Origin of the sequence: Pseudoalteromonas luteoviolacea, from assembly GCF_001696455.1 — a bacterium.
Taxonomy (GTDB): Bacteria; Pseudomonadota; Gammaproteobacteria; order Enterobacterales; family Alteromonadaceae; genus Pseudoalteromonas; species Pseudoalteromonas luteoviolacea_C.
Map to the genome: position 1 here is coordinate 569,065 of NZ_MAUJ01000001.1, position 15,777 is coordinate 584,841.

General features: G+C 41.2%; 17 protein-coding genes. 13 read left to right on the forward strand and 4 right to left on the reverse strand.

Annotation, left to right across the window (positions count from 1 at the left end; genetic code table 11):
- Positions 1–19 precede the first annotated feature (19 nt).
- The 3 genes from A7985_RS02455 to A7985_RS02465 are packed head-to-tail and all read left to right on the forward strand — an operon-like array spanning position 20 to position 4,730.
- A complete protein-coding gene (locus A7985_RS02455; protein WP_065788841.1) occupies positions 20–838 on the forward strand; it encodes an MBL fold metallo-hydrolase in 819 nt (272 codons plus the stop codon).
- Positions 835–3,060 (forward strand): CHASE2 domain-containing protein, encoded by a 2,226-nt coding sequence (locus A7985_RS02460; protein WP_081310398.1) that lies wholly within the window; start codon positions 835–837, stop codon positions 3,058–3,060. The genes A7985_RS02455 and A7985_RS02460 overlap by 4 nt, the downstream gene beginning before the upstream one ends.
- 17 nt (positions 3,061–3,077) lie before the next feature.
- Positions 3,078–4,730 carry an HD domain-containing phosphohydrolase gene (locus tag A7985_RS02465; protein WP_065788842.1) on the forward strand — a complete coding sequence of 551 codons (1,653 nt, stop codon included), beginning with the start codon at positions 3,078–3,080 and terminating at the stop codon, positions 4,728–4,730.
- Between the two features lie 10 nt (positions 4,731–4,740).
- On the opposite strand, the gene A7985_RS02470 is transcribed toward A7985_RS02465, so the two are convergent.
- Both A7985_RS02470 and A7985_RS02475 read right to left on the reverse strand, forming a co-directional pair.
- Entirely contained in the window at positions 4,741–5,112 is a 372-nt protein-coding gene (locus A7985_RS02470) for a VOC family protein (protein WP_065788843.1), read from the reverse strand.
- A 46-nt stretch (positions 5,113–5,158) separates the two neighbouring features.
- Positions 5,159–5,773, reverse strand: coding sequence for an acyl carrier protein phosphodiesterase (locus tag A7985_RS02475; protein WP_065788844.1), 615 nt, complete (start codon positions 5,771–5,773; stop codon positions 5,159–5,161).
- Between the two features lie 298 nt (positions 5,774–6,071).
- Between A7985_RS02475 and A7985_RS02480 the strand changes: the two genes are divergently transcribed.
- From A7985_RS02480 to A7985_RS02510, 7 genes are all read left to right on the forward strand, one after another.
- Positions 6,072–6,821, forward strand: coding sequence for an ABC transporter permease (locus A7985_RS02480; RefSeq protein WP_065788845.1), 750 nt, complete (start codon positions 6,072–6,074; stop codon positions 6,819–6,821).
- A gap of 2 nt (positions 6,822–6,823) precedes the next feature.
- Positions 6,824–7,489 (forward strand): ATP-binding cassette domain-containing protein, encoded by a 666-nt coding sequence (locus A7985_RS02485; RefSeq protein ID WP_065788846.1) that lies wholly within the window; start codon positions 6,824–6,826, stop codon positions 7,487–7,489.
- 3 nt (positions 7,490–7,492) lie between these two features.
- Entirely contained in the window at positions 7,493–8,530 is a 1,038-nt protein-coding gene (locus tag A7985_RS02490; RefSeq protein WP_065788847.1) for an MlaD family protein, read from the forward strand.
- Positions 8,523–9,329, forward strand: a complete 807-nt coding sequence (locus A7985_RS02495) for a hypothetical protein (protein WP_065788848.1) — start codon at positions 8,523–8,525, stop codon at positions 9,327–9,329. The genes A7985_RS02490 and A7985_RS02495 overlap by 8 nt, the downstream gene beginning before the upstream one ends.
- A 206-nt stretch (positions 9,330–9,535) precedes the next feature.
- Complete coding sequence (locus A7985_RS02500) at positions 9,536–9,940, forward strand: DoxX-like family protein (protein ID WP_065788849.1); 405 nt, start codon at positions 9,536–9,538, stop codon at positions 9,938–9,940.
- A gap of 276 nt (positions 9,941–10,216) precedes the next feature.
- Complete coding sequence (locus A7985_RS02505) at positions 10,217–10,672, forward strand: NUDIX domain-containing protein (protein WP_065788850.1); 456 nt, start codon at positions 10,217–10,219, stop codon at positions 10,670–10,672.
- Positions 10,673–10,808: 136 nt separating this feature from the next.
- On the forward strand, positions 10,809–11,150 hold the full coding sequence (locus A7985_RS02510) for a hypothetical protein (RefSeq protein WP_065788851.1): 342 nt from the start codon (positions 10,809–10,811) through the stop codon (positions 11,148–11,150).
- An 88-nt stretch (positions 11,151–11,238) separates the two neighbouring features.
- Here A7985_RS02510 and A7985_RS02515 read toward each other — a convergent pair whose 3' ends face one another.
- Positions 11,239–12,420, reverse strand: coding sequence for a GGDEF domain-containing protein (locus tag A7985_RS02515; RefSeq protein WP_065788852.1), 1,182 nt, complete (start codon positions 12,418–12,420; stop codon positions 11,239–11,241).
- A 223-nt stretch (positions 12,421–12,643) separates the two neighbouring features.
- On the opposite strand from A7985_RS02515, the gene A7985_RS02520 reads away from it, so the two are divergent.
- From A7985_RS02520 to A7985_RS02530, 3 genes are all read left to right on the forward strand, one after another.
- Positions 12,644–12,997, forward strand: coding sequence for a gamma-glutamylcyclotransferase family protein (locus A7985_RS02520; protein WP_256096639.1), 354 nt, complete (start codon positions 12,644–12,646; stop codon positions 12,995–12,997).
- Between the two features lie 36 nt (positions 12,998–13,033).
- On the forward strand, positions 13,034–13,612 hold the full coding sequence (locus A7985_RS02525; RefSeq protein ID WP_065788853.1) for a pyridoxine/pyridoxamine 5'-phosphate oxidase: 579 nt from the start codon (positions 13,034–13,036) through the stop codon (positions 13,610–13,612).
- A gap of 80 nt (positions 13,613–13,692) precedes the next feature.
- Positions 13,693–14,643 carry an ABC transporter substrate-binding protein gene (locus A7985_RS02530; RefSeq protein ID WP_065788854.1) on the forward strand — a complete coding sequence of 317 codons (951 nt, stop codon included), beginning with the start codon at positions 13,693–13,695 and terminating at the stop codon, positions 14,641–14,643.
- On the opposite strand, the gene A7985_RS02535 is transcribed toward A7985_RS02530, so the two are convergent.
- Positions 14,640–15,665, reverse strand: coding sequence for a LacI family DNA-binding transcriptional regulator (locus A7985_RS02535; RefSeq protein WP_065788855.1), 1,026 nt, complete (start codon positions 15,663–15,665; stop codon positions 14,640–14,642). The genes A7985_RS02530 and A7985_RS02535 overlap by 4 nt on opposite strands.
- Between the last annotated feature and the right edge of the window lie 112 nt (positions 15,666–15,777).

The window sequence follows — 15,777 nt, forward strand, 5'->3', positions numbered from 1 at the left end:
ACAGTGAGGTTTGTACGCGATGAAGTTAAAATTTTACGGCGTGCGGGGTTCAATCCCCACGCCGGGGCCTGACACGGTAAAATATGGAGGAAACACAGTATGTGTTTCCTTACAAAGTAGCACAGGTGCCCATGTTATTTTGGACTCGGGAACGGGGATTAGAATACTTGGAGATGAGTTGCTCAGTGATAAGCGACCAATATGTATTTTGCTTAGTCACAATCATTGGGATCACATACAGGGCTTTCCATTTTTTGTGCCCGCTTATATGGCTAAACGCGATATCACTATTGTTCCTGGTATCACGGAAGAGTTGGCTCCTGATGCAATTTTAAGGCAGATGCAGGGGAGTTATTTTCCTGTGCAGTCTGATGATTTACCATCGAATATTAATTTGCAGATCCAAAAACAAGACACATGGTTTTATCAAGATATAAATATAGAGCGAAAAGCCATGAATCATCCTGGGGGAGGCAGTGCCTATCGACTCTCAGTGGATGGTATTACGATTGTTTATGCTATCGATAATGAGCTTTACCCTCCTAGCGAACCAGTGACAAGTTTCGAAGAATGGGCTGCATTTGTAAATGAAGCCGATTACCTTATCCATGACGGGCAATTTATTCCGAGTGATTACCCGTTAAAGATGGGGTGGGGCCACTCTCAAGTTAAAGATGCTTTAGCCCTTGCCGAGTCCGCAAAGGTAAAAAACTTGGTCATTATTAGCCATGACCCTGCTCGCACTGACGCTGACTTAGATAAGATCAGCGAAAATATTCGTAACAGTAACTATCCTTTTCATACGATTTTAGCCTATGAAGGGCTAGAAATAACATGAAACTAAAAAAGTGGTTTAAGCTTTATCGCCTTCAATGGGTCACTGGCGCGGTAATAACACTTTTATTCATATTACTTCATCTGCTGGCACTGTCTCCAGCTTCACCTTACGGACAAGTTATCAAGCGTTTTGAAGGTCTCGCTTATGATGTGCGACTAAAAGAGTCACTGGTTTGGCAACAGCGATCGTTTCTACCGATTATTATTGTTGATATCGATGAAAAAAGCCTCATTGAAGTTGGCAGGTTTCCCTGGAGTCGACATGTAATGGGTCAGCTTCAAAGTCAATTGGCGAAAGCTGGTGTTGCAGTGGTGGCTTATGATGTGCTGTTCTCTGAACCAGAATTGAATCCTGCTATGCAAGTGGTCAGTCACCTTGGAGATAGAAAAGCAAATATAGTAAATACTTTGGAGGCATTAGCGCCAGATATTGACGCGGATATTGCGTTCTCAAAAACGCTCAATGCAACGGATACCGTGTTAGGCATGTTATTTGAGCATCAGGAAGATATTTTAGTCGGGAATTTACCTGAGCCCATTTTTGCCAGTGAAATTCAGCCCACGGAATTACCTATTCCAGATTTTGCCGGACACGTTGCCAATGTAAAAGTGCTACAACTTAATAGTCCTGGAACGGGGTTTATAAATAGTGCGCCAGATGGCGACGGATTTGTCCGATACTCGATGTTAATGATTAAACACAATAACAATGCGTATCCAGCACTTGCCCTTGAAGCAGCAAGGCTTTACACGTTAGCTGACGAGGTTAAGATTGTCGCAAAACCTTTTGGTGATGGACACAGTGTTCAGGGGATCAAACTTGGTACAACCTTAATTCCGACAGATGATTATGGTCGAGTCGCTATCCCTTTTAGAGGTCCGGCATTTAGTTTCCCTTATGTATCTGCAATTGATGTATTAAAAGGTGAAATAGATGCGAATCTATTTGACCAAGCAATCGTCTTTGTTGGCACGTCCGCTGTTGGTCATGCCGATTTACGTACAACGCCTGTTGGGGTTCAGTATCCAGGAGTTGAAGTTCACGCAAATGTTTTAGAAGGGCTCGTCTTTCCTGAGTTACTGCCGTCAAGGCCTGACTGGATTGATGGCGCGGTTGTACTGTTATTACTCCTGATTGGCATTATTACCTCGATTGTTTTGCCTATTTTGGGTGTATTTGGCATGACTCTAGTTGCACTTTTTATTACTGGCGCTTTTATATTTTTCAGTTTTTACGCGTGGATCGTGTGGCGGCTCGATTTTCCGCAAGTGGCCGTGCTGGGGCTAACGATTACTCAAACTACAGTTTTAGGCAGCCTTGGCTTTGTGAAAGAGCACAAGGAGCGCGTACAAATAAAATCAATCTTTGACCAATATGTTCCACCCGCCCATATCGCTTCTATGCTTGAGCAGCCGGACCAAGCTTCAATGGAAGGGGAAAAGCGTGTAATGACAGTATTGTTTGCAGACATTAGAGAGTTTACAAGTATTTCTGAATCATTGGATGCAGGCAGATTAAAAGCCTATCTCAACCAGTATTTTTCTCCTATCACCCGGATAATTTTTGAATATCAAGGCACAATAGACAAATATGTCGGTGATATGGTTATGGCGTTTTGGAATGCGCCCTTGCTAGTAGATGACCACCCAGAGCTCGCGGTTAAATGTGCGATGCAAATGCAAGTACAAGTTGACGCGCTACAAGCACAAATGAAAGAGCAAGATTTTCCGCCATTTGCTATCGGTATTGGGCTTAATACGGGGGATATGAACGTCGGTGATATGGGTTCAGAGTATCGCAGAGCATATACGGTGCTTGGAGACGCTGTAAACCTCGGTTCTCGTTTAGAGGGTCTCACAAAATTTTACGGTGTTGGTATTTTGATTAGTGAAATGACCTTTGAACATTGTCCAAATATAATTTTTAGACCGATAGATAAAGTTAAGGTCAAGGGTAAGAATGAGGCCGTTACCATTTATGAACCAATTGCATTCAAAAGTGAAGTTTCTGATGAGCAGTTGGAGGAGCTTGAAGCACATAATATAGCTTGGCAGTTGTATTTATCGCAATGTTGGCAGGAAGCTTTGCCAGCTTTTACTAAACTTATAGAGTTGCAACCACAAAGAAAAGTTTATCGCTTACTTTGTGAAAGAGTGCGTGAGATGCAGTTACATCCGCCTGGTGAGAATTGGGATGGAAGCTACACGCACAAATCTAAATAGAAAAGGCATGATGGGTCATGGATTTGTCTATTCCTAAAACTGTCACTGAAGAAGTGCTTATTGAGAGCAATGTCGCTCTTAAACACTTACTCAAGTTGGCAACTGAGTTGTCTGCAGAACATGATACAGACAGATTATTAGAGCATATTCTAGAATCAGCTATTGCGCTGAGCAATGCTGAAGGTGGCACGATTTATTCAGTCTCAGAGAGCAATCAGCTTAGTTTCGCTACGCTTATTAATGAGCCGCTGGGTATGCATATGGGGGGAACTTCGGGAACTGATATTCCATTTCCAGCTATCCCGATATACCTCGAAAATGGTCAACCAAATGAAAGTGCTTTAGTGGCTTTGGCTGCTGCTAAGAAGGAGCTGATTCGAATCGATGATGTGTATGATTGCACAGCATATGACCTGTCAGCTGCTCGTGCTATGGACAAGAAGACTGGTTACCATACTCAGTCTGTGTTGACAGTACCAATGGCAAATCATGAAAGTGATCTCAATGGTGTTTTGCAACTCATAAACCCTCGAAGTAATGGCAAAGTGGTGCCGTTTTCAAAAGGTCTTGTTGAGCTTATTTGCTCAATTACATCATTAGCTGCGGTCGCGATTACCAACCGACAATTAATAGATGATATGGAAACACTGTTTCAGGCGTTTACGCGTTTAATTGCGAAAGCAATCGATGAAAAGTCGCCATATACTGGAGGGCATTGTCGGCGGGTTCCCGAACTTACGATGATGATTGCAGAAGCTGTTCACAACGCAAATGAAGGCCCCATGGCTGGATTTAAAATGGATCAGGCTGACAGGCATGAGTTGTCTTTAGCGGGTTGGTTGCATGATTGTGGCAAGATCGCGATTCCTGAATATGTGATGGACAAAGCGACGAAACTACACTCGGTATACGATAAGATTGAGTTCGTTGTGGCAAAAATAGAAATTGCAAAGCGAGACATTGAGCTAAACTATGTGAGAGAAATTACACGCGCAGAAGTGCTTGATGAGCAGGAAAAAGTAACGCGTTTACAGAGTGAGTTGAGCCTAAAGCTTGCTACGCTGGAGGAGGAGAGTGCGTTTTTGCAAAAGGCCAATATTGGTGGTGAGTTTATGCGAGACGAAGACCAACAAAGAGTGCAAGCCTTAGCTGACAATTACCAAGTTGAAATTGCAGCCAAACAACAGCCCTTGTTGAGTGACGAAGAGGTTTATAACTTGAGCATCGCCAGAGGAACACTCACGCCAGAAGAAAGGCTTGTTATCAACAAGCATATGGATATCACACTTGAAATGCTTGAAGCTTTGCCTTTTCCAAAGCACTTACGCAGAGTACCAGAGTTTGCAGGTGGACATCACGAGAAAATGGATGGCACCGGTTATCCAAAAGGGTTAACAAGAGACCAAATGTCGGTGCCAGCTAGAATCATGGCAATTGCGGATATCTTCGAAGCCTTGACCGCAGCTGACAGGCCATATAAGGATGCAAAGCCTCTGAGCGAGTGTTTGTTTATAATGGGCAAAATGAAGCTCGGAGACCACATTGACCCGGATTTATTTGACGTATTTGTCAGTTCAGGTGTGTATTTAGAGTATGCAAAGCAGTACTTAAAGCCTGAGCAAATAGATCAAGTGGATGTGACAAAGATACCAGGCTTTGAGGCAATCTAAACCCGCTCAATCAATTAACGCGCCATGGTGGGTTGAGTCGGTTTTCGCCTGCCCAATAAAGCTTTATTTGATTACCTGAAGGGTCATGTAACACAGCTTCTTTCCACAAATAACGTTCCAATGTGGGCATTTGGGTAAAGCAAACCCCTTTATCAGTCAACTCCGCAACCCATGCCTCTAGATCCTCGTGTTCAAAATAGATTGTAGCACCATTATTAAATGCGTCTGTCTCGAGAGATAAGGAAAATGAACTACTACCTTCTGGGCATTCGAATCGGGCGTAGTGGGGGGTATCGACAATAAGCGTGAATCCAAGTAACTGATAAAACTCAACGGCTTCATTCATATTTGTTACAGGTAGGGTAACTTGGTTTAAATTCATTTTTTGGTTCCTTGCTGTGATGCTTGACTTATTATGTAGCTAGCTTTTATCTTAATTTATTATTAAGAGAACCCGGTTGAGATTCAAGGGCGTTGTTTGCTACGTGTTCTATTAGCTCGGGGAAGAACTCTAAAAACAGCTGTTCCAATTCTGTGTAGTTGTCTTCAATTTCTTTTCCTATCCCACTGAACTGGTTTTTAAAGCGTATTCGCTTTGAAATGTTATCAAGTGCTTGTGCTGTTCCTTGTAATGATTGATAGTGAGCAAACCAATCGTGATTTATTATATTGTTCATGACATATTGCATTCTTACGGGCATTACAGGTAGGTTCTGTTGGAGAAGTTGATAGCTGCGATGTTTGAATACATCAAACTCTGTTTGGGTATATAAATGCCAGTGTTCAATAAGAAAATGGTCATACAGAACATCAAGTGCAACGCCTGAAAAGCGCTTTCTTTCATTACTAAACAAGGATTTCGAAAATCGCACAGCTCTGTGCTGATCAGTAAATTTGTCAACGAGGATATGGTTTGCTAGTCCGTTTTTAACGCTGTGATTAATTAGGCTCATATCAAGCCCTTTTTGAAAATCGCCAAGTAAATTACCGAAGTAAGAATCAGCATTGCTTTGTGCCAAAAACAAGTGGGCTAAGTAGTTCAAATTAATACCTTTTCGTTAAACGAGATGACCACATACATAAAATACGAGCGCCTGTTTAAATTTATATGGGTGAAATACTTAATAATCAATCGCAAGCACGCCTTAACCTGAGGGTTTGATAATAATGGGATAGGCTTCAAAAGTGCTTTTATGTCAATTAAATGAAGTACCAAACAACACGATTTTTTAATCGCGCAGCGCTCAAAGTTTAATTTGTTCTGCTAATCTTAAAGAACGATTAATTGCAAAGAAGATCATTAATGTTAAATCTACTGCACTCTGAAGATGAGGTACAGTGATGATTGCATATGGATTCTTGCCTTTCTCAGCATATGTCATTTCAGATTTTATATTTTTTCACCGTAACCGCTCCATAAGCTTCGATGTTTTGGTGCGGCAAGTCAGGTTTACTGGGGTTGAAGCACTTGGACTTGTTGTACTTATAGCGATGTTGATAGGTGCATTAATCATTGTTCAAGGGTATCCGCTTTTGGCCGCTATTGGTCAAGGCAATTGGATATATGACATTCTCATTTCGACGATCGTTCGTGATCTAGGGCCATTCATCGTGTGCTTTATCGTATTGGCTCGCTCTGGCACAGCGATAACCACAGAGCTTGGCAACATGGTAGTCAGTAAAGAAATCGATGCCTTGATATCGATGGGCGTATCTCCCATCTCATACTTGGTCGCGCCTCGTGTATTAGGGATGGTTATTTCTTTGATTCTATTGATGAGCTACTTTGTGGCGGGGGGAATTTTTGGCGGATACTTGGTGAGCAATGCGTTTCAATCGATTCCAGTTAGCACTTTCTTTGCCCGCTTGATAGGAGAACTACACTGGCTTGATATCGTGATCATGTTGGTGAAAGTAGCATTATCTGGGCTGTTTATTAGTCTTATTTCAAGTTATCACGGGCTGACAGTAAATCGTGCGATTACAGAAGTGCCACAGCGAAATATCAAAGCAGTCGGGCGGGGATTAGTCTCACTTTGCTTAATTCATGTAGGGCTTACCCTATTGTACATAGTTTTGGTGGGCAACTAGTTATGGATATTGAGTTTAAAGATATTTCTCATGCGATAAAAAACAGACAAGTGTTTTGTGAGTTAAATGCGAAAGTATCTAGTGGCCAGTGCTTGGTAATATCAGGCCGTTCAGGGTGTGGCAAAACACTTTTTTTTAGCATTGCGAGTGACATTATTCGACCTGATGAGGGAGAGATGTTGATAGATGGCGTGCCCGTCAAAAACATGAATGCTCAGAAATATTCTGAGTTTAGACGTAATCTAGGGGTTGTGTTTCAATTATCAGGATTGATTTCAAACCTCACATTAGAAGAAAATCTAATGTTGCCGCTCAACCGCCATCACAAAGACATATGCAAGTTAGAAAAACAAGATAGGGTAAAAACCATTGCTCGTGAGTTTGCATTGGAGCACTACCTTGGACAGCGGACAGAGCAGCTATCATCTGGACAAGCATCGTTAGCAGGACTCGCTAGAGCGTTATTGCTTAAACCTAAGGCCGTTGTTTGGGACGCGCCGATGACGGAGATCGATGATCAATGGAGCCAATATGTTTTGGACTTATTACTGTGTTTAAAGCAGCAAGGGACGACATTAATACTCTGCTCGAACCGAAAAGAAGTGATCGACAAACTGGCTGATAAACAATTAGAACTAAACAGTAAAGTATGTTTTTCGGAGCACTAGTCAATGCAGCATAGCCCCAAAAAAACCAATAATATTGTGCTGGCTTTTGGCATTGCAGGTATCATCTTACTCGTTGGGTTCACTGCAATGATCTTGGTAAATAATCATACTTTTTCTGACAAAACTTATTATAAAACAGTGCTTAATGATGCTAGCGGTTTGAGTTCATTACCTGCTGTATATTTTAAAGGGTTGAAAATAGGACGCATTGATGGCTTTAGATTAAATCACCAGACAAACCATATAGAGGTGGACCTGTGGGTGTTTAGTGAATATCAATCAAAAGTCGTTGAATATGCGGTACTGGCAGGAGAGCAGCACCCTATTTTTGATGATGTAACAACATTCGAACTCATTTTACCTGACCTAGAAGCTGTAGAAAATTATCAGGCACTGGCACCAGATAGTTTAATACCCCATATAAACAGTGTTTTGGGGAAAAAATACAGTGAACAGGGTTACATTAAGCAAAAAGGGGACGATATAGAATCGATTCTCTCTAGTATTAACCAACTTTTACAGAACTTTCAAAAAGAGGACAATCCAGAAGCGGGTGCAATATTTAAAGTTTTAGATAGGGTTGCTAAGATAAGTGACAACTTGATGACCGTGAGTGAAAAAGTCAAAGAAAGCGATCTATTGCCGGATGCTGAACGAACGCTTCTCCAAAGCCAGCAGGTGCTTGAACAAATGCCAAAAGTGATTGGTCAACTCAATCAGACACTTCTAACAACAGAGCGGCTTATGAACCAAGCAGAGTCGACGCTTGATAACTACCATGAGCCAGCTGCAATAATCGGTGAAGTCACCGATAGGCAGCTTCCCATAGTGCTTAATAACCTCAATGAAAGTTTAACCGTAATGCAGTTAATGCTTAAAGAGGTTCACAGTGAGAGAGAGCAGTTTGCAATTGCAATACATAGCATGCAGCAGGTGTTGGATAAAATGGATAAAACACTACAGGCCTTAAATAACCATCCAATACTCAAAGATGGTATAGAAAAGCCACCACAAAGCACAGGGATAGAAATGCATGACTAATCACTTTTTAGGTTTGTGTGTTATTTGTTTTGCTTTGTCACAGGCTGCTTGTTCAAGTGCGCCAGAGAAAAACTATAGTATAACTAGGTACAAAGACTTAGCTATGACTTGGATGGCGAGAGGAGATAGAAAGCGACAGGAGCAGCGATTGGATCAAGCTGTTACAAATTATAAAACGGCATATAAATACGCAAACCTACGAAACGACGTGAAGTTAATGGGGTTATCGTTACTGAAGTTGGCTGCAGTTTATTTGGATAAAAAAGAATTTACTGTGGTAGAAGAGTATATTCAACGGGTACAAACTATGCAGCGTTTCGAGAGCGTTGATCTGACTTTGTCTATTAAAGCCATTCAAGCCAAAAAAGCGCATTTAGTTGGAGATAATCTGACAGCGACTGCTTATGCAAATGAATTGGTTAATAGATATCCTGAAGATATAGAAAAATCGATTTATTATCGATGGCTTGCTGTAAAATACGCTGCAATACCCGTTGATTTAGTCGCTTTAGATAAAGATGTTCAGTCACTACAAGCCCTCAAACGCAGTGCAAAGCTAGAAAATATAGAAATATTCTCTTTCATCATTTATCAAAACGCGCTGTGGCGCGTAAATAACCAAGATGCGCATGCTGTTGACGCAACTAAAAGCGCCATTGTGCATTTCTCTGAGCTAGAGCTTACCAATCGAATTCGAGATTGCTATAAGCTCCTAGCAAAATACTATACGTCAATGGGTGATGACCAAAGTGCACAGTATTTTGAGCAGCGTATTGAATCTCTGACTATTCTTCCTTGAGGAGCCAGAGGCGCTCTAGTCAGAGTTAATTAGATGATGGCCAAATATATTAAGGTGTATTTTTTAACATATCTTTGTAAGTCTCGTAGGTGGAGTCAGTATTCGATATTGGGTAACTTAGCATTCGACAAGTGATTTATTTTAATAAATGGTGCTTTATCAAAGCGCAGATATTTAATGGCTAGTCAAAATTTGTATAATGGGGGATGTTTTTTAATCTCACAGTAAGTACAGTGTCTTCCATTCAATTAGCAAGGTATGTAATCAGTTTTGCTTGGCTTTATCATGGCATATTCCCTAAACTTGTTCACGTAGCACCACTTGAATCGCTGATTATGTCTAGCATTGGCTTTTCCAACGAAGTTTCTCTCCTGATCACCAGAGTTGCGGGTATTGGTGAAGTTATATTTGGTGTTTTCTTTTTTATCTATTATCAAACCTATTTAGCGAATGTTTTAAATATAGTCGGGCTTACTGTTTTATTGGCTTCTGTTACCGTACTACAACCACAAATATTGATAGAAGCGTTTAACCCTGTTACGACTAATATCCCATTAGTTGCATTGAGTTTGGTTTTAATTAATCACGTACGGGAAATAAAAGTGAAATAGCGGCTATTTCACTCGTAGCCTAGATTACTAATTGCTATTTTTCTGTGCAAGCAAACAACGGAGTAAGCTATTGATTTTTTGCATTTATAGGGCTCAAAAATACCCGTAGAGGGATTGAGCAGATGAAATGTACTCTTCCTTTTTAAACGCGCTGTTTATCTTTGGCTTTTTTGAATAAGCGCTGGCAGAGACTCGTCTAGTGCTTGAATTGTCGCTCGGTTTTTCGAACACAAATTATTCATAACTAACACTTTTTATACAAAGGAGTATTTACCAATGAAGCATAGAATTAGTGTGGGTGCGTTCGTTGTTGAGAATGAAAAACTATTGATGGTAAATCATAAAAGAGAGGGGCGTTATGATTTTTGGGTAGCACCGGGGGGTGGAGTTAAGGGAACAGAGTCTCTAGAAGAAGCAGTTGTACGTGAAGTGAAAGAGGAAACCGGGTTAAACGTTTCCGTTAATAAACTTATGTATGTTGAAGAAATGTACAACCCTGAGGAGCGCTCTATTAAGTTTTGGTATCACTGTGAACTGATTAATGGGGAATTGGATTGCTCTGCTAATGAAGCTGTTGCTGAATATATTGTGGGTACTAATTTCTTGAATAAAGTATTTCTGGATTCTCATAAGGTTTTTCCACCTATGTTAAAAAGCGGGTTTTGGGATAAATTAGAACAGGGCTGGACACAGCCAGATTTTATAAAGCTTCGTGAGCTAGAGTTTTATTGAGCTAAAAGGATTAAGCGCAATTAATAAGTCGATTACTCTTCTGAGTCGTACATTTGAGTTTTCTATAAGTTAAATAATAGAAGGTGGAAAAGGGTTATGGTAGCATTGCATTTTACATTATGTACGGAAGAGATAAGTGAATAAATATATATTTGGCGCAGTCTTGTTAATTTCAGGTTCTGTGAGTGCGGCACCATTATATTGTTCTGGAAAAGTTGCCGGTGTATATATCCAGTCAAATGGCGATGTGAATATAAATGGCTCTTGGAGAAATACTTGGACTACTATCTGCAATACAAAAAACAGTGATACTGTTATGTGCCCACTTTGGGCGTCATATGCTGCAGCAGCAGTTCAAGAAAACCTAAAAGTTACATTGCACTATAATGTATCAGATGGCAGTACGTGTTCAACTTTACCGACTTATGCTACCGCTCCACAGCCAAGCTATTTCTTGATTCATAACCCAGCTATGTAGTCTAAAATGCACTTAGTCGATATATCATTTTGCAATGAACATCGAAAATGATATATCGACATTCGCAGTTAAAGGAGCAAATCGGCCACTATACTTCTTCATTGCTATAAAGTTCGCTCCTATTTCTGCCATTCTTTTTGGCATCATAAAGAGCGCGATCCGCGAGTGCTTGCGTCGATTCAATATGTTTGCTTGAAACTGTATCACTGAATGCGATGCCTGCACTTAAAGTGATAGGGTTAGTGATAAAATTAGGTGATAGGCCCAGAACATTATTTGAAAAAGTGCTCCTAATTTTTTCGGACAGTTGTAGGGTGTGAGTGGGCGTAATGTCGAATAGTAAAATACAAAACTCTTCACCGCCCCAACGTACAACGAGATCAGAGCTACGCACTTGTGCCTTTAGTGTAGCCCCAAGTTCTGCCAAAATGGCGTCACCCATTGAATGTCCATATGTGTCATTGACATGTTTAAAGTGATCGACGTCGAGCATGATAACGGCGAGTGAGTCGCACTTTCTTTTAGATAGAGGCATAATACTCTCTAATCGCTTACTTAATCCATGACGATTGAGTATGTCAGTTAATTCATCATGGTGCGCTGAATACTCTAGTTTGCGTACAAATCTCCCCGCGCTGAGCAACATTAATAGTGGAGTACCTGCCACGATGCCGATGAGCGCAACCAGCCATGTATATCCGCCAACCCAGCTGAAGTTTTCCCCAATATTGGGTAGCGAACCAAAGGCGCCGTATAGTGTGTATAGCGCACTGAGTGCGATTTCAAGTATAACCACGAGTACTGTGATTTGAGTCGCAAGGTATTCATTTTTATCATGTTTGGCATGCTGCCAAAGCACCCAACCATAGTGACCTCGCACAAAAATAAGCCAAATACCGATGACTGCCAAGCGCCATTCTCGATCGGGTATAACAAGTGTAAAGATAAGTGCGAGCGCAAAAACCGGCACGACGAGCAGGGCAACTCGTTGCAAAGAAGGTTTGATGTAGACAAAATGCCAAGCGCCAATGAGCCATAGAGAGTGTCCTAGTATCAAGCAGGTATTGAATGTCGTTACTAAGATTGTTCGAGGGAAATTTTGCATAGTAAGTTGCGACAGGTAGGCAATAGATAATACACCAAGCGCCGCAGCCCAGTACCGAGCACCCTCTACTTTTTGACTCATTCTAGCCATAGACATCAAGACTATTGAGCCCGTTAGAGACGCAATAAACAAAGAAAGCATCAAAGTTAAATCATGAACTTGCACTTGTCGTTTACCCTATATGAATCGCTATAATGGGGCCGAAATTTCTGTTTTTATAAAGCAATCATATGGTTCCTTATAGGCACGCCTAATCTACAGCTTAGCAAACGTCAGTTTTTTTGCTGTGTGGATAGGAAGCTCTATTTAGCTTTACGACTTTAGCGATTCGTGTAATAAATCGTACAAGCCAGATTATTTGTGTATTCACTATTTTGAGGAAGATGATATGACTGATAGCAATATGATGTTATTTGTATATGGCACATTAGCACCAGATAGATCTAACGCTCATATTCTTGAAAAAATAGGAGGCGTTTTCGAAAAAGCCTTTGTCAGAGGTAATTTATACCAAGCGGGCTGGGGGGCTGATGAGGGTTACCCCGGAATAAAGCTTGATAGTAACGGCCCAACTGTTGAAGGATATGTGTTTAAGTCACAAGCGCTGAATGATAACTGGCAGGTGCTTGATGATTTTGAAGGGACAGGGTATGAAAGAGTGATATGCGAGGTTGTCACTGAAAAGGGGGAAAAGTATCAAGCTTATATTTATGCACTTTCTGAGTCATTTAAGCTTGACTGAGTTGAACATTGTAAATTAGCGCAAGGAGTGAAAATTATGAGCAACCCTATAGACCAGTTTCTTAAGTGGTGGGAACGTGCGTGTGTTGATTCTCCATTGAGACAAAGAAGTGCCGTTTGTGTATCAACCATCGATCGCGATGGATTTCCTGCAGCGAGGTTTGTCGATTTAAAGTCTGTTTCAAATGAAGGTATAGTTTTTTGCACTTATCTAGATTCAGCAAAAGGGAAGGAAATTAATCATTGTAATAAAGTTGCACTCACTGCTTGGTGGGATCATTTAGGCTATCAGGTCAGAGTAACAGGTCGGGCTTATCCACTATCAGAAGAAGTCGCAGATAGATATTGGAAGACACGGACGAGAGATGCACAAATAACGACACATGTGTGCGAGCAAAGTCAGCCATTAAAAGACCCCCAAGATTTATATGCAAAAGTGGAAGAATATACACAATTAGATACGAGTGAACCCAATGTAAAGCCGACCAATTGGGGTGGATATGCCATTGAGGCACATCGAATCGAATTTCTTACTTTCAAGGAAGATAGGCTACACCTACGTGAGCTGTTTACATTAAATAGTGGTGTTTGGAGCAAATCCTATTTACAGCCTTAACATTTAAACACACTGTAAGTACAACGAGTTTGTGTTTAGTATCTATAATTTAATGAGTCCGTTATTCAAATAAGAAAGTTATGAAAAAGCGACTCATCGCGTTTACCATGTTGTTTGGAAGCCATTTTCCAGCTTCTAGTGAGCCTATTAGAGTAGTGGTAAATGACTGGTCAAGCCAAAGAATACTGGCGCATATTGCAAGCCAAATTTTTATTCGACTGGGTTATGAAGTCGAACTAATCAATATCACCGTGGATGTTCAGTGGTACTTGCTTAAAACCAACCGTGTTGACTTACAGTTAGAGGTTTGGGAAGGCACGATGGAAGACAAATATTCGCAGCTGCATAAATCAGGAGAGATCGTCGATTTAGGGAATTATTCAGTGACAACAAGAGAGGATTGGTGGTACCCGCTCTACGTAAAAAGTTTCTGTCCAGGCCTACCAGACTGGAAAGCGCTAAAGCAATGCTATGGTGTATTTGCGAGTCCAAGCTCAAAAGGAAAGGGTGTATATATAGCTGGACCATGGGAAAAGCCAGATAGAGCTCGGATCAAAGCACTGGAACTCAACTTTATTGTTGAGCAACTTGATGACGACAATGCATTGTGGATACGTCTAAAAAGGGCTGTGGACAAAAGGCGTCCTATCTTAATTTTTAATTGGACGCCAAATTGGGTCGGGGCGGTATATCCGGGTGAGTTTGTTGAATTCCCTGAACATTCATTGGCATGTGAAGCTGATCCTACTTGGGGCGTAAATTCAAGATTGGTGTATGACTGCGGTAACCCAAAGTCAGGCTGGCTAAAAAAAGTAGCCAGCCGCCGTTTCACGAGGCTCTTCCCATGTTTGGCGCAAGGTATTTCTAGTTTTGATTTAACCAATGAAGAGATAGAGCAGTTGTCTGCGCAGGTTAATCGCGAGCGCCTTAGTCCTAAACAGGTTGCTCAACGCTGGATAAAGGATCACCGTACTCGTTGGGCACAATTATTCTCAAAATGTAAAGTGACTTTACCAAACTCAAGCCGTTAGGATGTCGATTGGCGCAAAATTAGCTTTGGCGGCAGTAAAGTATCGGTAATCTCCTCGCCTTTTATTAACGCCAATAGGTTTTGCACGAGCATTTGACCTGCTAGTGTTGTATTTTGCTGCACCGTTGTAAGTGAAGGGGAGATGTAATTTGCTGCCGCAATATTGTCAAAGCCAATAACATTTACATCTTCTGGTACTCTTAAGCCTGCTTCTTTAAGCGCTTTTATCGCCCCGATCGCGATAAGATCGCTTGCTGCGAACAGCGCATTGAATGACACGTTGTTCGCAAGCAGTGAATGTGTCGCATGATAACCAGACTCCTCGGTAGAAATTGCATTTGCAACGCTACGTTCAGTCAATGTGATGTTGTGTTGATCTAATGTGTCTTTAAACCCTTTGAAACGTGTGAGAAATTCTGGGCTATGCTCAGAGGCATCTCCTATAAATACGCAATTGTTTCTGTTGGATGAAATAAAGTGTTTGGCGGCAAGCTGGCCACCACCATAGTTATCACAGCTGACGGTTAAGTCAGGTCTGCCTTCTACTTTTGCGCCCCAGCAGACAAATTTTGTATTTTGAGCGAGCAGGTTTTGCAGCCTAGATTGGTAATCCATATAATCGCCGTAGCCAAGCAAAATGATACCATCTGCGCGATGGCTGTCTTCATACTCTGCACGCCAATCTTGGCTGATCGACTGAAATGAAACCAAGAGGTCATAGCCTTCTTTTGCACATGCTCGCGTTATACTACCAAGCATATTCAAAAAGAAGGGGTTGATTTGGGATTCATCACCGGTTGGGTCTTCAAATAGCAAAATGGCCAAAGTTGCACTTTGTTGGGTGCGCAGATTACTGGCGTTCTTGTCGACTTTATAATTTAGTTTCTTGGCAATTTCCCACACTTTTTTGCGCGTTTCTTCATTGACCAAGGGACTATTTCTAAGCGCTCTTGAAACCGTCGATTGAGAAACGCCAGCATAATGTGCGATGTCAAAAGACGTTGCTTTACCTTTTGTTTTCATTTTCTGTGTAGTTTTTATGATGTCTCGGATATTGTCTGTGATTCTATTTTTTTTGCAACCAATTTCATAAAAGGTGCAAATTTTTATTGATGATATTTGACACCGGTGTCAT

Bases quoted from the DNA above. Each gene is read 5' to 3' on its own strand.
- A7985_RS02460 (WP_081310398.1), top strand. From the start codon at position 835: ATGAAACTAAAAAAGTGGTTTAAGCTTTATCGCCTTCAATGGGTCACT.
- A7985_RS02455 (WP_065788841.1), top strand. From the start codon at position 20: ATGAAGTTAAAATTTTACGGCGTGCGGGGTTCAATCCCCACGCCGGGG.
- A7985_RS02490 (WP_065788847.1), top strand. From the start codon at position 7,493: ATGCAGCATAGCCCCAAAAAAACCAATAATATTGTGCTGGCTTTTGGC.
- A7985_RS02495 (WP_065788848.1), top strand. From the start codon at position 8,523: ATGACTAATCACTTTTTAGGTTTGTGTGTTATTTGTTTTGCTTTGTCA.
- A7985_RS02485 (WP_065788846.1), top strand. From the start codon at position 6,824: ATGGATATTGAGTTTAAAGATATTTCTCATGCGATAAAAAACAGACAA.
- A7985_RS02480 (WP_065788845.1), top strand. From the start codon at position 6,072: ATGATTGCATATGGATTCTTGCCTTTCTCAGCATATGTCATTTCAGAT.
- A7985_RS02525 (WP_065788853.1), top strand. From the start codon at position 13,034: ATGAGCAACCCTATAGACCAGTTTCTTAAGTGGTGGGAACGTGCGTGT.
- A7985_RS02470 (WP_065788843.1), bottom strand. From the start codon at position 5,112: ATGAATTTAAACCAAGTTACCCTACCTGTAACAAATATGAATGAAGCC.
- A7985_RS02520 (WP_256096639.1), top strand. From the start codon at position 12,644: ATGACTGATAGCAATATGATGTTATTTGTATATGGCACATTAGCACCA.
- A7985_RS02500 (WP_065788849.1), top strand. From the start codon at position 9,536: ATGTTTTTTAATCTCACAGTAAGTACAGTGTCTTCCATTCAATTAGCA.
- A7985_RS02505 (WP_065788850.1), top strand. From the start codon at position 10,217: ATGAAGCATAGAATTAGTGTGGGTGCGTTCGTTGTTGAGAATGAAAAA.
- A7985_RS02530 (WP_065788854.1), top strand. From the start codon at position 13,693: ATGAAAAAGCGACTCATCGCGTTTACCATGTTGTTTGGAAGCCATTTT.
- A7985_RS02535 (WP_065788855.1), bottom strand. From the start codon at position 15,665: ATGAAAACAAAAGGTAAAGCAACGTCTTTTGACATCGCACATTATGCT.
- A7985_RS02465 (WP_065788842.1), top strand. From the start codon at position 3,078: ATGGATTTGTCTATTCCTAAAACTGTCACTGAAGAAGTGCTTATTGAG.